Source organism: Streptomyces sp. NPDC001606 (genome assembly GCF_053596835.1).
This window is the reverse complement of the sequence record NZ_JBSFHC010000001.1, coordinates 440,087-455,926: the sequence shown is the minus strand read 5'-3', so window position 1 is coordinate 455,926 and position 15,840 is coordinate 440,087. Positions and strand designations below refer to the sequence as shown.

The following is a 15,840-nucleotide window of genomic DNA, read 5'->3' as shown; positions in this document are numbered from 1 at the left end:
GTGGACCCTTCCGTGCAGGACCAGGCGCCGATCGAGGACCTCGCCCGGCGTGCCGCCGCGGGCGACAGCACGGCCCTGGACCGGCTGCTGGGCGAGATCCGGCCCGAGGTCGTGCGCCGCTGCGGGCGCTTCCTGCCCTGCCGGGAGGACGCCGAGGAGGCCGCGCAGGACGTGCTGGTCCAGGTGGCCCGGCACATCGCCGCCTTCGAGGGGCGCAGCCGGTTCGGCACCTGGCTGTACACGGTGGTCGCCAACTGCTGCCGGCAGAAGTACCGCGAGCTGAAGCGGCGGGCCGCCGAGCAGCCCGCCGCCATCGAGCCGTCGTACGCCGTCGACCCGCGCACCACCAGCGTCATCGCCGGGTCCCGGGTGGACCTGCTGGAAGCGCTGGACCGGCTGGAGCGGGAGCATCCGCACCTGGTGGCGCCGCTGGTCTACCGGGACATCTGCCAGCTGGAGTACGCCGAGGTCGCCGAGCGCGTCGGCATCCCGCTCGGCACCCTGAAGTCCCGGCTGCACGAGGCCCGCAAGCAGGTACGGGCCTGGCTCGCGGCCGGCTGAGTCACTCCTCCTCGAACAGCGCCAGCTCCGCCCAGATCGTCTTGCCCTCCGCGGTGTGCCGGCTGCCCCACCGCTGGGTCAGCTGGGCGACCAGCAGCAGACCCCGGCCGCCCTCGTCGAAGGTCTTGGCCCGCCGCAGATGCGGCGCGGTGTGGCTGGTGTCGGACACCTCGCAGATCAGGGTGGCCACGTCATGGATCAGCCGCAGCCGGATCGGATGGGAGCCGTACCGGATCGCGTTGGTCACCAGCTCGCTGACCACCAGCTCCGTGGTGAACGAGGCCTCGGTCAGCTGCCAGCTGTCCAGCTGTTCCGCGACCTGTTTGCGGATCGGCGCGACCAGCGCCGGATCCGCGGGGATGTCCCAGGTCGCCACCCGGGAGGCCGGCAGCCCCTGGGTGCGGGCGAGCAGCAGCGCCACGTCGTCGGCGGCACTGCCGGACGGCAGCAGGGCGTGCAGGATCCGGTCGCAGATCTCGTCCAGCGAGTCCGCGTAGCCGGCGAGGGCCGCGGTCAGCAGCTCCCGGCTGGTGTCGCCGTCCCGCTCCCGGGACAGCACCAGACCGTCCGTGTACAGGGCGAGCACCGTGCCCTCGGGCAGTTCCAGCTCGGCCGACTCGAACGGCAGACCGCCCAGGCCCAGCGGGGGACCGGCGGGCAGGTCCAGCGGCTCGGGGCGGCCGCCGGGCCGCAGCAGCAGGGGCGGCGGATGCCCGGCGCGGGCCAGCGTGCAGCGCCGGGACACCGGGTCGTACACCGCGTACAGGCAGGTGGCGCCCACCTCGCCGGGGCTGCCGTCGCCGCCGGCCTCGTCCGACAGCCGCAGCACCAGGTCGTCCAGGTGGGTGAGCAGCTCGTCCGGGGCCAGGTCGATGTCGGCGAGGGTGCGTACGGCGGTGCGCAGCCGGCCCATCGTGGCGGAGGCCTGGACGCCGTGCCCGACGACGTCTCCGACGACCATGGCGACCCGCATGCCGGACAGCGGGATCACGTCGAACCAGTCGCCGCCGACCCCGGCCCGGGCGGCCGGCAGATACCGGGAGGCGGCCTGCAAGGCGGCCGTGTGCGGCAGCGAGCGGGGCAGCAGACTGCGCTGGAGCGCGAGTGCGGTCTCCCGCTCGCGCGAGTAGCGGCGGGCGTTGTCGATGCAGACGGCGGCGCGGGTGGTGATCTCCTCGGCCAGCAGCATGTCGTCCGCGGTGAAGCCGTCCGGCCGACGGTGGCGGGTGAAGACCGCCACGCCGAGGGTGAGCCCGCGGGCCTGGACGGGCACCGACATCGAGGAGTGGATGCCGAAGGTGCGCACCCGCTCACCGCGCGCGCTGTTCCAGGTCAGCCACGAGGCCATCTCGCCCGCGGCCACCGAGGCGATGATCGTGTGGCCCGCGGTCAGCGAGTCGGCCTGCGGGGAGCCGGCCGGGTACTCCTCGGTCTGCCCGGGCTTCAGCACCGCCTCCGGCGCCCCCTCCAGGACCGATCGGTGGGCGGCGCGGCGCAGCGTCACCGGCGCCGTCACACGGGCCGGCGGCTCACCGCCGTACTCCTCGGGGTCCAGCAGGTCGATGGTGACGAAGTCGGCGAGCGCCGGCACGCAGACCTCGGCCAGTTCCTGGGCCGTGCGCCCCACGTCCAGGGTGGTGCCGATGCGTACGCTCGCCTCGTTCACCAGCTGGAGCCGCTGCCGCGCCCGGTAGTTGTCGGTGACGTCGTGGGCGGCCAGGCACACCCCGCGCACCCGCCCCCCGGTGTCGCGCACCGGTGCCATCCGGGCGAGCCAGGCGTGCGCCCGGTCCTCGCCGCCGGTGCGCATGAAGCTCTGGAGATCGAGCGGCAGGCCCGTGGTCAGCACCTGGAGCAGGCCCGCCTCCAGCTCGTCGCTCTGCGGTCTGCCGCCGATCTCCGCGAGCCGCAGCCCGCGCACCCGCTCTTCGGGCAGGCCGATGACCTCGGCCATCGCGTCGTTCATCCGGCACAGTCGCAAGCGCTCGTCGTAGACCGCGATGGCGCACGGCGACTGGACCAGGCCGGCCTCGGCGAGCGGGTCGTCGGCGGCGGGCGGGCGCCGGCCGGTCAGCGGGGTGACCACCAGCCAGTCGCCCGGGCGGCCGTCGCTCGGCGGCCGGCGGTGGGCGAGCAGCCAGACGGAGACGATACGGCCGTCGCGGTGGCGCAGACCGACCTCGCCGTGCCAGCGGGGCCCGCTGGGCGGGGCCGGGCGGCCGTCCCCGGCCAGCAGCCCGACGGCGGGCCGGCCCAGGACGGCTTCCGGGGGGTGGCCGAGCAGGCGTCGCGCGCCTTCGTTCCACTCCACCAGCGTTCCGTCGTCATCGATGACAGCCCGGGCCGTCGCCGCGTCGTCGAACGGATAGACCCGGCTCATCGTCGCCGCTCCCAAGCGCACACTCACAGTGAACAGGTGGCACCACTTGAGTTCCAGCGTAGTGCTTCGCGCACGTCCGTGAACCGCAACCCCCGGTCGGCCGGCCCGTGGGTCGAACACGGTCACGCGGGAAATCCGGCCGATCCGGGCGCGGGGACCGAACACAGGGCTCCGGACTCTTGACGATCGTGTGTGGGCGACCGTCAGAATCTGTTTGTTCTCGATCAGTTGTGAGTACTTCTGGGCCCTATGAGGGAGAGCCGCCATGACGGTCACGCGCAGATCGGTTCTGGTCGCCGCCACGGCGGCACCGGCGGCCGGAGCACTCCTGAGCAGTCCGGCGGCCGCGGCCGCCCCCGAGACGCATGCGGCCGCCGCGGCCGCGCGCCACACCGTGCCCCTGCGCGACGGCTGGCGCTTCGCACTGGTCAGCCCGGACGGCGTCACCGACCCGACCGGCGCCTACGCGCACGCCGCCGACCCCGGATACGACGACTCCGGCTGGCGGGAGGTCGCCGTCCCCCATGACTGGAGCATCGAGCAGACCCCCACCACCGACCACGGCACCACCAGTGGCACCGGCTTCCTCCCGGGCGGCCTCGGCTGGTACCGGCTGGCCTTCACCCTGCCGCCCGGCTGCGCCGGCAAGCGGATCTCGGTGGAGTTCGACGGCGTCTACATGGACTCGTACGTCTACTGCAACGGCACCGAGCTGGGGCGCCACCCCTACGGCTACACCGGCTTCGCCTTCGACATCACCGACCTGGTGCACACCGACGGCGCCACCCCCGACGTGCTCGCGGTCAAGGTCCAGAACCAGCTGCCGAGCAGCCGCTGGTACTCCGGCAGCGGCATCTACCGCGAGGCCCGGCTGGTGATCACCGAACCGGTGCACGTCGCCCGGTGGGGCACCTGGGTCACCACCCCGGAGATCTCCGCCGAGCGGGCGCTGGTACGGGTGCGCACCGAGGTGCGCAACGAGTCCGGCACCGGCGCCGACGTCGAGGTCGTCTCCCGGATCACCGACCCCGACGGTCACCCGGTCGCCCACGCCGCCACCACGGTCACCGTCTCCGGCCAGGCCGTCGAGTCCCACGAACTGACCGTCGAACAGCCCCGGCTCTGGGACTTCGCCACCCCCGGGCACCGCTACACCCTGCACACCGAACTGCGCGTCGCGGGCCGCATCACCGACACCTTCCGCACCCCCTTCGGCATCCGCAGCTACCGCTTCGACCCCGACGAAGGCTTCTCCCTCAACGGAAACCACACCAAGATCAAGGGCGTCGACCTCCACCACGACCAGGGGGCCCTCGGCGCGGCGATCAGCCACGACGCGGTGCGCCGACAGATGACGATCATGAAATCGATGGGGGTCAACGCCCTCCGCACCTCGCACAACCCGCCCTCGCCGCAGATGATCCAGGTCTGCGAGGAACTGGGCATCGTGATGATGGTGGAGGCCTTCGACTGCTGGCGCACCGGCAAGACCCGGTACGACTACGGCCGGTTCTTCGACGAGTGGTGCGAGAAGGACGCCACCGAGATGGTCCTCGCCGCCCGCAACTCGCCCGCCGTCGTCCTGTGGTCCATCGGCAACGAGATCCCCGACTCCACCTCCACCGCCGGACTCGCCATGGCCGACCGGATCATCGGCGCCATCAAGGCCGCCGACGACACCCGGCCGGTGGTCATCGGCTCGAACAAGTACCACGGCGTGCCCGCCCCCGGTTCCGCCGCCGACCGCATGCTCGCCAAGCTCGACGGCCTCGGCCTGAACTACAACACGGCCAAGTCGGTCGACGCCCTGCACGCCGCATACCCCCACCTGTTCCTCTTCGAGTCCGAGTCCTCCTCGGAGACCTCGACCCGGGGCGCCTACCAGGAGCCGGAACACCTCAACACCGGCGAGAACCACACCCCGGGCCGGCGCGCCACCTCGTCCTACGACAACAACCTCGCCTCCTGGACGATGAGCGGCGAGTACGGCCACAAGAAGGACCGGGACCGCAGGTGGTTCGCGGGCCAGTTCCTGTGGTCCGGCATCGACTACATCGGCGAGCCGACCCCGTACGACGTCTTCCCCGTCAAGGCGTCCTTCTTCGGCGCGGTGGACACGGCCGGCTTCCCCAAGGACATGTACCACCTGTTCCGGAGCCAGTGGACGAGCGAGCCCATGGTCCATCTGCTGCCGATGACCTGGAACCACGAGGACGGCGACACCGTCGAGGTCTGGGCGTACGCCAATGTGCCGTCCGTCGAGCTGTTCCTCAACGGGCGGTCCCTGGGCGTCCGGGAGTTCGACGTCAAGCAGACCACCGACGGGCGGGCGTACCTGGAGACCACCGAGGCCACCGGCGACGACAAGACCTTCACCGACGGCCCCTACCCGGGCAGCTACACCAGCCCCAACGGCAGCGCGGGCAAGCTGCATCTCACCTGGAAGGTGCCCTACCAGCCGGGGGAGCTGAAGGCGGTGGCGCGCAGGGACGGCGCCGTCGTCGCCACCGATGTGCTGCGCACGGCCGGCGCCCCGCACGCCGTACGGCTGACCGCCGACCGCCCCTCCCTCCCCGCCGACGGCCGTTCGCTGGTCTTCGTCACCGCCGACATCGTCGACGCGCACGGCGTGGTCGTGCCCGACGCCGAGCACCTGATCACCTTCGACGTGAGCGGCGGAGCACTGGCCGGCGTCGACAACGGCCGCGAGGAGAGCGCCGAGCGCTACCAGGCCAGCACCCGCACCGCCTTCCACGGCAAGGCCCTCGCCATCGTCCGCGCCGGCACCGCGCCGGGCCTGCTGAAGGTCACCGCGCGGGTGGACGGCCTGCACACCGGCACCGTCCGGGTGCACGCCACCCCGGCCCGCGCGACCGCCCGCACCGCCGCGCCGGTCTTCCTGCCCGACCCCCCGAAGCCGCCGGACTACCCCTGCGCGGACGCCAGTTACTCGGGCCGGCCGGACACCCTGCCCGCCGCCATGCTGGACGGCGACCCGGCCACCGGCTGGTCCAACGCCTTCGTCAAGTCGGCCACCGCCCTGCTGCCCGCCTTCACCGGGGCCCGCGCGCGGGACTGGGTGGCGGTCGACTTCGGGCGCGCCCGCACGGTCGACCGGGTGGCCGTCTCCTTCACCGTCGACACCGGCCACACCCTGCCCGCCGAGGTCGCGGTCGCGGTGTGGGACGGCCAGGCCTATGCGCCGGTGACCGGCGCGAGGACGGACTGGGCCACGGCCTCGGACGAGCCGACGGTGATCACCTTCGACGCGGTGCGCGGCTCGCGCGTGCGGCTGACACTGACCAGCGCCCACCCCGGCGAGGCCCGCGGAGCGGTGCGCATCAGCCGCCTGGACGTCTGAGAGCCCGCTCCTGAGGTACCGCGTAGGGAATGCTCTGACCTGGGCATATTTACGGTCGAGTACCCGCGCGGTACCGTGAGGGGCATGCCAGCTCTCAATGTGGAGTTCAGTGAGCGGGAACTTGAGGACCTGCGGCAGATCGCCAAGGAGCGGGGTACGTCGATGAAGGCCCTCGTGCGGGAGGCAGCCGCCGCCGACATCGCCCGGCACCGCGCCCTGCAAGAGGGCGCGGAGGCGTTCCGCAGCTTCTTCATCGCCCACGCCGAGGAGTTCGCGGCGGCCTTCCCCGACGACGAGCCCCCCGCCAAGGGCGAGGCCGCCTGAGTGATGCCGCCCTCAGTCATCCACATCGACGTACCGTGGCTGCTCCAGCGCCATGAGGAGGTCCTGCCCGACCAGCCGGCGGTGGACGACTTCTCCGCCCTGGTCGCCGCCGTCGCCCGTCACCGGGTGGACCCGCCCCGGCTCGGCGTCGACTCCGACCCCGCCTGGCGCGCCGCCGCCCTGCTGCACACCCTCGCCGTGCTCAAGCCGCTGCCCGCGGCCAACGCGCGCTTCGCCTGCGCGACCGCCGTGTCGTACATGTTCGTGAGCGGCGTCGGCATCGACCCTCCCTACGGCGCGCTCGTCGACCTCGCCCGGGACCTGATGTCCGGCAAGGCCGATGTGTACGGCGCGGCCGACCGGCTCCGCTCCTGGCAGATCTGAGCCCACGGAACCGGTCCGCCCGGCCGGCGGGGGAAGCCGCCTGGGCCGCCGGCCGGGCGGCGGACGGGGCCGCGGCATCCAGTGGACCACCGTGGGATGCGTGCGGGGACCGTGCGCGAACGGCCGGTGGGTGCGCGGGTTTCACACGGGGCGTGCGGAATGGGAAAAGGGCGGGAGGGGACCGATTGCGTCCACCTTCTTCTGACTTTCCTTCAAAGCTGTCGATGTTGTTCGAGTGCCTTGTTGCCCGTGAGTAGGTTGTGCAAAGGTTGCACGGACCGTGCGCGGGTCAAGTGCCTTAATTCGCAAGGCAGTTGAGGTAGCCGGAGTAGTCGGACCGGCCGGGTGCCGGTGTATTTCCCTCCCTCCCCGCGCGACACGGAGAAACGCGCCAGCGCACCCGCACGCCACAAAGGAATCCGTTCAGTGCACACCCCCCACCCCCCTCGCCCGCCCTATCCGCCACCCGGCGAAGTCCCCGGGGAATCCGACGAGTTCCTCGCCGGCCCGCTGCGCGCCGGCTCCGACGCGGAGGCCGCCCGGTGCACCGCCCTCCTGATGGCCCGGCACTGGCAGCCGGCCCAGGACTACGCGGTCGTCTGCCTGGCCGGTTACGGCACCCTCGCCCACATGGTCACCGCCACCGCCTTCCATCAGGTGCTCGACCGGCTCGCCCTCGGCGAACCCGCCGAGGCGCTGCGCCCCCGGCTGCTCGTCGCCGTCCGGGACACGGTCGTGAACTGGTCCGGCGCGGACCGGATCACCGCCGTACTGCCCGGACTCGGAAAGCCCGCCGGAGGCCGTGGCATGCGCGCCGCGAAGACGCTGACCCCTGAGAACCGGGCGCTTTCCGGGCGCGCCTTCCACGGCCTTCCACGGCTGGAACAGACGCTGCTGTGGCACACCGAGGTCGAGGCCGAGGAGATCGCAGTGCCGGCCCTGTTGCTCGGTATCGGTCCCGAGAGTGCGGCGGCCGCGCAGGCACAGGCCCGCGACGCATTCCGCGACGGGCTGGTGCGCGCCCACCGGGAACTCGCGCCCGGCCAGGAGTGCCGGTACTACAACCGGCTGCTCGACATCCCGATCCGGCGCGGCGGCGCCCTGCTGCCCGACGTCCAGGAACACCTGGCCGGCTGCGCCCACTGCCGGCACGCCGCCGAGCAACTCGGCCACGCCGACGCCGCCTTGGGGCTGCTGCTCGCCGAGGCCGTCCTCGGCTGGGGCGCCCGCCGCTACCTGGACTCCCGCCCCGGCCGCAGTCCGGCCCCCGGCCGCCGCTCCACCGGCGGGCGGCGCGGAAAGCCGGGCCTGCTGGCCCGCGCCACCCTGCCCCCGGTCCGGCGCCGCACCCGCGCTCTCGGCGGCCGGCTGCCGGGCGCGTCGCCCTTCACCCGGCGGCGCGCGGACATCCGCGATCCCGGTGACCCACTCCCGGGATCCAGTGCCCTGGGCGGGGTGGACGCCCGCGATCCCTGCGATCCGCTTCCGGGCACGCTGCCGAATTCCGCGCCGGGGCCCGGTGTTCCCGGCTGGCCGTCGGAGGCTTCCGGGGCCGGGGTCCTGGGTGGTGTGGGGGGCTTGTTGCCGGTTTCCGGGTCGGGGGTTCCGGGTGGTCGTGGTCCGGGGGATCCGATGGCCGCTTTCGGGGCCGGGGTGCCAGGTCGGGCGGGTGGCCGGCGGCGTCGGGGTTCGGCGAGCCGGGCCGGTGGCTCGCGGCGGGCGGTCGGCCTGGGTCTCGGTGGGGTCGTAAGGCCACGGGGCGGGCCGTGGGCCGCGCGGGACCGGGCGGCCCTTCCGCCGGCCGGGGCGGCCTTGTCCGTGCGGACGCTGCTCACCGGAGTCGGCGTCGTCTCGGCCGGGCTGCTCGCGACCGTTCTGGCGGTCGGTGTGTGGCCGGACGGCGGCGACGGCACCGATCCCGTCGCCTCCACCAGCGCCGTCCCGGGCACCGGCATGCGGTCCCCGGTCACCTCCACGGCCCTGCCCGTCGCCGGCCGGCCCACCCGGCTGCGCAACGCCGCCGCAGGGCTGTGCCTGGACGTCAAAGGCACGCCGAAGGCCGGGGCGGGCGCGGTGCTGGCCGGCTGCTCGGCGGCGGCCACCCAGCAGTGGACGTACGAGACCGACGGGCTGCTGCGCAGCGCGGCCGGCCCGGACCTGTGTCTGGACTCGCACGCCGACGCCGGTGTGGTCATCCTCGGCGCCTGCGCCGGGCCGGACTCCCGGCGCGCCGACGACGTACGCTACGACCTCACCGCCCAGGGCGAGTTGGTGCCCCGCTGGGACCGGACCCTCGCGCTCGCCACCGCCGGCGGGCAGGTGGGCGCCGACCTCGTGGTGAAGGTCCGGGACCGGTCGGCCGGGCAGCGCTGGCAGGGGTGAGGGTCAGGCGGGGTCCGTGACGAGGTCCGCCGCCGAGACCGTCCCCGGGCGGGTGTGGCCGGACAGGGCGAGGGTCAGGTCCAGCTCCGCCAGCAGACACCGGATCACATGCTCCACACCCGCCTGCCCCTCCAGCCCCAGCCCGTAGACGTACGGCCGGCCCAGCAGCACCGCCCGCGCGCCGAGGGCGAGCGCCTTGAAGACGTCGTCGCCGGTGCGCACCCCGCTGTCGAACAGCACCGTCAGCCGGTCGCCGACCGCGTCCGCGACCCCGGGCAGCGCGTCGGCGGCCGCGACGGAGCCGGCCACCTGCCGGCCGCCGTGGTTGGAGACGACCACGCCGTCCATCCCGGCGTCCGCCGCGAGCCGGGCGTCGTCCGGGTGCAGCACCCCCTTGAGGACGATCGGGCCGTCCCAGTGCTCCCGCAGGAACGCCAGGTCCGGCCAGGTGTGTCCGGGGTCCCCGAACAGGCCGAGGAAGTGCCGTACCGCCGCGTCGGGGTCCTCCTGCACCGGCTTGGCGAGCCCCGCACGGAAGGCCGGGTCGGTGAAGTAGTTGGCGGTGCCGACCCCGTGCAGGAACGGCAGATACGCCTGGTCCAGATCGCGCGGCCGCCAGGACAGCAGCGGGGTGTCCAGCGTGACCACCAGCACCGAGAACCCGGCCGCCGCCGCCCGGGCGAGGAAGCTCCGGGTCACCTCGCGGTCCTTGCCCCAGTACAGCTGGAACCACCGCTCGGCGTCCCCCATCGCCTCCGCGACCTGCTCCATCGGTGTGCTCGACGCCGACGACAGGACGTACGGCACACCCTGCGCGGCGGCCGCCCGCGCGGCCGCGCACTCGGCGTCCGGGTGCATGATCGACAGCACTCCGACGGGGGCCAGCGCGAGCGGCGCCGGCAGGGACCGCCCCAGCACCTCGATCGACAGGTCCCGCTCGCCCACATCGCGCAGCATGCGCGGCACGATCCGGCGCCGGGCCAGGGCCGCGCGGTTGGCGCGGGCCGTGCTGCCGTCACCCGCGCTGCCCGCCACATACCCCACCGGGCCCGGCCCCAGCCGGTGTTCCGCCAGCTCCTCCAGCCGCGTCAGGTTGGTGGGGAGCCGGGGCACGGCGCCCGTCATCCCGTTCAGATAGATCTCGTACTGGAAGTCCGCCCAGTGCTTGGCCATCCGTGCCTCCCGCCGCTCGTCCCCGCCTACGCGTGCGGCGCAGACGATACCGGCGAGTAGCAGACGCCTCCGCTGCGGGTGATCACTTAGTGAACACGAGGAGTCATCACGGGGGTTGGCGGCCCCGCCGCCGGAATGTTTCAGGACGATTAACTAAGCGCTGCTTTTCAGCCATTCGACCATGCCGGAGGAGCGGGAGCCGCTCAGTTCCAGGGTCACGGCGTTCGATTTCCGTGACTTCACGCCACTGATACAACACGAAAGGTTACTGAAACCTATGCGGTCGATGTGAGTTTCGACGCCGGACTCGGCAGAGTGGCGCTCGCCGCTCCGGAGCCCGACCGGGTGGGAGCCGGCAACTGTCGTTCGAGCGGAAGGATGCACACAATGCGAACCACCGCGCGCTGGGCAGCGGCCCTCGGCCTCACGGCCGCCGCCGTCTGCGGACCCCTGACCGGGGCCGCCGTCGCTGCACCGGGCGCCGCCCCGTCGTCGCTCTACGCGCCCTCGGCCCTGGTACTCACCACCGGCCACGGCAGCGACGCGGTCACGGCCACACCCGAGCGCGCCGTCACGCTCTCCTGCGCCCCCGGGGCCACCGGTACCCACCCGGACCCGGCCGCCGCCTGCGCCGAGCTGCGCGACGCCGGGGGCGACCCGAGCGCCCTGAAGGCCCGCGGCGACATCTGGTGCACCAAGTTGTACGACCCCGTCGTCGTCACGGTGCAGGGCATCTGGCAGGGCAAGCGCGTCTCCTACGAGCACACCTTCGGCAACACGTGCATGCGGGACGTCGCCGGCGGCAGCCTCTTCGCCTTCTGAGCGGAGCGGTAGCGCACGCCTAGAGACCGGGATCGCACGGCTTCGCCGTATACGCCGGATCAGGACCGCAACTGGGGAGTGCGGCCCCCTGGAACGGGGAACCTGCGATCTCGCACCGGAACCGACGGGAGGAGTGGGGCCTCCCGCCGGATTCCGGGCACAGAGCCGCTCCCCGGGCAGGCCCGTGGGGGGCCTCCCGGGGAGCGGCTGAAAAACAACAGGTTTCAACCGGTGCTCAGGTCGAGCGCCGGTGGCTCGTGTCACACCATGGGTAGCGGCGACTGCGGCGGCAGGTGCACAGAGCGACACGGAAGCGGTCCGAGCGGACCGTGGTGCCGTCCTCCAGTTCCACCTCCACCGGCCCCTCGACCAGCAGCGGCCCGCGCCGCCGCACAGTGATCCGACGGGGTGCGTCAGCAGACTCGTTCGGCACGGATGACCACCAGCTCTTCCAACTCGTCGGACGGGGCGAGCAGACCGCGCCGGCGCAGCCAGTCCTCCCGGGACCGCAGCACCGGACCGAGCGGGATCCAGCGCCGCCGGATCACCGCCGCCTTCAGCTGCTGCGCCCGCAGCAGTTCCAGAGTGCGCTCGGGGCCGCTGAGGGCCGAGTGCACGATCAGCAGGACGCCACCCGGGCGCAGCAGCACCGGCGCGTCCCGGCAGATCCGGTCCAGCAGCTGCCGCCCGTCCGGGCCCGCGTCCCAGGCCTGCGCCCGGCCGCGTGGCCGTCGCCCCGGTCCGGGCGCCGGCACGTACGGCGGATTCGTCAGGATGAGGTCGTAGGTACGGCCCTGAACCGGCCCGAACAGATTGCCGCGCCGGATCCGCACCGGCAGCCGGCTCAGCCGGGCGTTCAGCCGCGCCGTCCACACCGCCCGCCGTGACACATCCACGGCGGTCACCTCGGCACCGCGCCGGGCGGCTTCGATGGCCAGCACACCGCTGCCGGTCCCCACGTCGAGCACCCGGGCGCCGGGCGCCGGGTGCTCCGCGTGCAGGGCCTCGGCCAGCAGCTCCGTATCGTCTTGCGGGGCGTACACACCCGGCAGTACCACAGCTGTCACCCCGCCCGGGTACCCGTGTCCTCAGGAACCATGGGACACCTCCGCCGTCCCGAGCGGCACCCGGAGCGAGGACCGTCCCGCCCGCCACGCCGGCAGCAGCCGCCGGGCCAGTCGGTCCTCCAGGTACTCGGTCGCGTCGATACCGAAGACCACGTCCGGTGCCAACTCCGGTTCCTCCTCCAGCAGTCCGCCGATCACCTCGTGCCGTACGACCTGCTCGTGCACCGCGTCCGCCACCACGTGCTCGTCGTAGAAGAACTCCGCGGCCGGGCCGGCACCGGTACGGCGCATCGCCTCGGCGAGCCGGCGGGAGCCCGGCGAGGAGGTGATCTCCACCTGGGCGAAGTGCCCCACGAGCGCGCCGCGCAGCGCGCGGTGCAGTCCGCACAGGGACATCAGATTGACCACGGCCAGCAGTTCGGCACCGGCCGCGTCCACATAGCGGCCGTAGGAGGGGTCCAGCCCCAGGTCCGTCATCAGCTCGGCGAACAGCCGGGCGTGGACCCGCTCGGCCCGGCCGCCGCCGAACTCGTCGTACTCCACCGCCGCCATCGCCGCCTTCGCCCGGCCCCACAGCCGGGGCAGCACCCAGGCGTGCGGGTCGGCCTCCTTCAGGTGGTACAGGGAGCGCTGCGCCGCGTACTCGCGAATCTGCCACAACTCGCCCTCGCCGCAGAGGAAATGGGTGACGCCGGTGCCCTCGGCCGGTTCGACCAGCAGCGCTCCGAGCGCGTCCTCGGGGCTCGCGTGGACCGGGGTGTCGGCGCGCAGAGCGGACAGGAAGCGGCGCTCCAGGGCACCGCGGACGGCCAGCAGCGCCGGGTCCCACTCGAACGCGGGCCCGACACCGGCGAAGCCGCGGTAGTGCAGCTCGTAGCAGAGGTACAGGGCGAGCTGGAGATCGTCGCCGTAGGGGTCCGCGGCCCCGGCGTCGGACGGATGGGGGAGCGGGCCGGTACCGCGCAGATACGCGGTGACCGCTGCGGACAGCGGTCCCCGGGGCGTCGGCAGCGGGGCTCCGCGAGGGTGGTCGTAGTCGTTCACGCGGCACGGGTACCCGCGGCGGGGCGATGCCTGCCCCGGGGCGCGCGGGAAACCGCGCGGCTCCGGGATCCCGGCCCGGCGCGGCGGCGCGCCCGGGCAGGCGGACGGCGCGCCGCACCGGTACGGCGGCACGCCCGGCCGTTCACTCGCCCTCGGACTCCTCCTGCGCCCGGACGTTCGGGGTGATCGCGTCCGCGGCCTCGCCGCCGCCGCGCCCCTCATCGTCGCGCTTCTCCGCCTCCTCCACCTCACGCAGCACCTGCTCCAGAGCCGTCTCGGGCCGCTCCTCGCGGTCCTCCCCGCCGGACATGGCGTCTCCTTCCGTAGTCGTCGGCTTGCGCCGCCTGGTGTTCTGCGAGTCACCCGCAGGAGCCGCCCCAAGCGTGCCCGGGTTCCGGGTTCCCGGCCTGGCCGGGACTTCCGCGTGCGCGGTGTTTCAGGATGTGGCGCCCTGGATACACCGCGAGGGTTCGGCCCCCGAGCCGATCCGGCTCACCGTCGCTGTGAGGTCGTCACCATGTCCCACGCCGCATCACCCGCAGGACCGCCGCACGGTGCCCGGCCCGGCGTGGCGTCCGTCCCGTGGGCGGGCCCCGCGCCCGAACCGGCCGGGAAGCGGGCCGGCGGCGGGGGCACGGCCCTGGTGACCGGCGCCTCGTCCGGGATCGGCGCGGCCGTGGCCCGCCGGCTGGCGGCGGAGGGCGGCTGGCGGCTGGTGCTGAACGGGCGCGACATCCCCCGCCTGGAGCAGCTGGCCGACCAGGTCTCGGGGGTGGCGGCCCCGCTGGACCTGCTCGGGGCCGACGCCGGCCGCCGGCTGACCGAGACCGCCCTGGACCTGCTCGGCCGTGTCGACCTGCTGGTGGCGGCCGCCGGCATCGGCTGGGCCGGGGACTTCACCGGCATGCCGCGCCCGCGCATCGAGGAACTCGTCGGCATCGACCTGCTCGCCACCGTGCACCTGGTGCGCGGCCTGCTGCCGCACATGGTCGCCGCCGGCACGGGCCGGGTCGTGCTGCTCGGTTCCGTCGCGGGCAGCGTCGCCGTACGCGGAGAGGCCGTCTACTCCGCCACCAAGGCCGCCCTGGCCGGCTTCGCCGACGCCCTGCGCTACGAACTGCGCGGCACCGGGGTCGGCGTCACCCTCGTCGTCCCTGGAGTCGTCGACACGCCCTTCTTCCAGCGCCGGGGCGCCCCGTACCGCAGGGCGTGGCCCAGGCCCGTGCCGCCCGAACGCGTGGCGGACGCGGTCTGGACCGCCGTCCGCCACGGCCGGGACGAGGTGTACGTGCCCCGCTGGCTGTGGCTACCCGCCCGGCTCCGGGGCGCCGCGCCGGGGCCCTACCGGCGGCTCGCCGCCCGCTTCGGGTGAGCCGCCGTGATCGCCCTCGCGGTCGGGCTGGCGCTGCTCGCGGCCCTGTCCAACGCGTCCGCCTCGGTGCTCCAGCGCAGAGCCGCCGCCCGGACGGAGGGCGACGGGCCGGAGCAGCACGCCGGTGCGGCGCGGCGGGCCGCGCACGGGCTCGGCCGGATGCTGCGACGCCCGGACTGGCTGGGCGGTCTCGGGCTGCTCATGCTGTCCTCGGTGCTCCAGGGCTGGGCCCTGGCGGTGGGCGGGCTGTCCCTGGTCCAGCCCCTGCTCGCCGCCGAGCTGCTGTTCACCCTGCTCGTGGGCAGTGCCGTCTTCCGGCGCCGCCCCGACCGGCGCACCTGGCTCGCCTTCGCCGCCCTCGCCGCCGGACTGGCCCTCTTCCTCGTGTCGGCCGCGCCGTCCCAGGGCCGCTCCGCCGCCCGGCCGGGCTCCTGGCTGCTGGGCGGCGGCGCCGCAGCCTGCGCCGTCGTCCTGCTGGTGCTGCTCGCTCGCCCGGCGCGGGGGCCGGCCCGGGCCGCGCTGCTCGGCCTCGCCGCAGCCGTGTCCTTCGCCACCACCGCCGCACTGCTCAAACAGGCCGTCGGCCGGCTCGCGCAGGGGCCCGGCGCCCTGTTCACCTCCTGGTCGACGTATGCGACCGCCGGCGCCGGTCTCATCGCCTTCTTGCTGTTGCAGGGCGCCTTCCGGGCCGGTTCGCTGGCGGCGTCCCAGCCCGCCCTCACCCTCGGCGACGCGCTGACCAGCGTGGCGCTCGGCTGGGCGCTGTTCGCCGAGTCGATCCAGCTGGGGGTGCGGATCGTCCCGGAAGTGGCCGGCGTCGCGCTGATCGGCGCCGGCAGCATCGGACTGGCGCACGCCGTCACCGTCGGCGAGGACTGGGACACCCCGCCCGACCGGCCGCCCCCGACCCGCGCGGGGACACGCCTGCCCCTGCACCCCGGATCCTGACCGGTCCTCAAGGAGCCCCCTT

General features: G+C 74.0%; 14 protein-coding genes. 8 read left to right on the top strand and 6 right to left on the bottom strand.

The genetic code is table 11. The annotated features are described in order from the left end of the window. The first annotated feature begins 12 nt into the window (after positions 1 to 12). Positions 13 to 561, top strand: coding sequence for an RNA polymerase sigma factor (locus ACWCV9_RS02045; protein WP_450783714.1), 549 nt, complete (start codon positions 13 to 15; stop codon positions 559 to 561). A 1-nt stretch (position 562) separates the two neighbouring features. Here the strand turns inward: ACWCV9_RS02045 and ACWCV9_RS02040 are convergent, their stop codons facing one another. Beyond that, positions 563 to 2,941 carry a SpoIIE family protein phosphatase gene (locus ACWCV9_RS02040; RefSeq protein WP_450783713.1) on the bottom strand — a complete coding sequence of 793 codons (2,379 nt, stop codon included), beginning with the start codon at positions 2,939 to 2,941 and terminating at the stop codon, positions 563 to 565. Positions 2,942 to 3,206: 265 nt separating this feature from the next. Here ACWCV9_RS02040 and ACWCV9_RS02035 point away from each other — a divergent pair, with 265 nt between their 5' ends. The 4 genes from ACWCV9_RS02035 to ACWCV9_RS02020 all read left to right on the top strand — a co-directional run bounded on the left by ACWCV9_RS02035 (position 3,207) and on the right by ACWCV9_RS02020 (position 9,392). Beyond that, on the top strand, positions 3,207 to 6,302 hold the full coding sequence (locus tag ACWCV9_RS02035; RefSeq protein ID WP_450783712.1) for a glycoside hydrolase family 2 TIM barrel-domain containing protein: 3,096 nt from the start codon (positions 3,207 to 3,209) through the stop codon (positions 6,300 to 6,302). An 84-nt stretch (positions 6,303 to 6,386) separates the two neighbouring features. Next, positions 6,387 to 6,626, top strand: coding sequence for a hypothetical protein (locus ACWCV9_RS02030; protein WP_450783711.1), 240 nt, complete (start codon positions 6,387 to 6,389; stop codon positions 6,624 to 6,626). Between the two features lie 3 nt (positions 6,627 to 6,629). Next, complete coding sequence (locus tag ACWCV9_RS02025; protein ID WP_385847081.1) at positions 6,630 to 7,010, top strand: toxin Doc; 381 nt, start codon at positions 6,630 to 6,632, stop codon at positions 7,008 to 7,010. Between the two features lie 426 nt (positions 7,011 to 7,436). Next, a complete protein-coding gene (locus ACWCV9_RS02020) occupies positions 7,437 to 9,392 on the top strand; it encodes an RICIN domain-containing protein (protein ID WP_450783710.1) in 1,956 nt (651 codons plus the stop codon). A 3-nt stretch (positions 9,393 to 9,395) separates the two neighbouring features. On the opposite strand, the gene ACWCV9_RS02015 is transcribed toward ACWCV9_RS02020, so the two are convergent. Beyond that, complete coding sequence (locus tag ACWCV9_RS02015; RefSeq protein WP_450783708.1) at positions 9,396 to 10,565, bottom strand: lactate 2-monooxygenase; 1,170 nt, start codon at positions 10,563 to 10,565, stop codon at positions 9,396 to 9,398. A 387-nt stretch (positions 10,566 to 10,952) separates the two neighbouring features. Here ACWCV9_RS02015 and ACWCV9_RS02010 point away from each other — a divergent pair, with 387 nt between their 5' ends. Then, positions 10,953 to 11,387 carry a subtilase-type protease inhibitor gene (locus tag ACWCV9_RS02010; RefSeq protein ID WP_385847084.1) on the top strand — a complete coding sequence of 145 codons (435 nt, stop codon included), beginning with the start codon at positions 10,953 to 10,955 and terminating at the stop codon, positions 11,385 to 11,387. Between the two features lie 235 nt (positions 11,388 to 11,622). Here the strand turns inward: ACWCV9_RS02010 and ACWCV9_RS02005 are convergent, their stop codons facing one another. The 4 genes from ACWCV9_RS02005 to ACWCV9_RS01990 form a co-directional block, all read right to left on the bottom strand. Continuing rightward, entirely contained in the window at positions 11,623 to 11,820 is a 198-nt protein-coding gene (locus ACWCV9_RS02005; protein WP_450783707.1) for a CDGSH iron-sulfur domain-containing protein, read from the bottom strand. Continuing rightward, a complete protein-coding gene (locus ACWCV9_RS02000) occupies positions 11,801 to 12,454 on the bottom strand; it encodes a HemK2/MTQ2 family protein methyltransferase (RefSeq protein WP_450783706.1) in 654 nt (217 codons plus the stop codon). The genes ACWCV9_RS02005 and ACWCV9_RS02000 overlap by 20 nt, the downstream gene beginning before the upstream one ends. 21 nt (positions 12,455 to 12,475) lie before the next feature. Continuing rightward, positions 12,476 to 13,498, bottom strand: coding sequence for an iron-containing redox enzyme family protein (locus ACWCV9_RS01995; RefSeq protein WP_450783705.1), 1,023 nt, complete (start codon positions 13,496 to 13,498; stop codon positions 12,476 to 12,478). A gap of 142 nt (positions 13,499 to 13,640) precedes the next feature. Further along, entirely contained in the window at positions 13,641 to 13,808 is a 168-nt protein-coding gene (locus tag ACWCV9_RS01990; RefSeq protein WP_450783703.1) for a hypothetical protein, read from the bottom strand. A gap of 207 nt (positions 13,809 to 14,015) precedes the next feature. Between ACWCV9_RS01990 and ACWCV9_RS01985 the strand changes: the two genes are divergently transcribed. Beyond that, the gene (locus ACWCV9_RS01985; protein WP_450783702.1) at positions 14,016 to 14,870 is read left to right on the top strand and encodes an SDR family NAD(P)-dependent oxidoreductase; all 855 of its coding nucleotides are present in this window, start codon (positions 14,016 to 14,018) and stop codon (positions 14,868 to 14,870) included. A gap of 6 nt (positions 14,871 to 14,876) precedes the next feature. Beyond that, positions 14,877 to 15,818 (top strand): DMT family transporter, encoded by a 942-nt coding sequence (locus ACWCV9_RS01980; RefSeq protein WP_450783701.1) that lies wholly within the window; start codon positions 14,877 to 14,879, stop codon positions 15,816 to 15,818. Positions 15,819 to 15,840 lie beyond the last annotated feature (22 nt).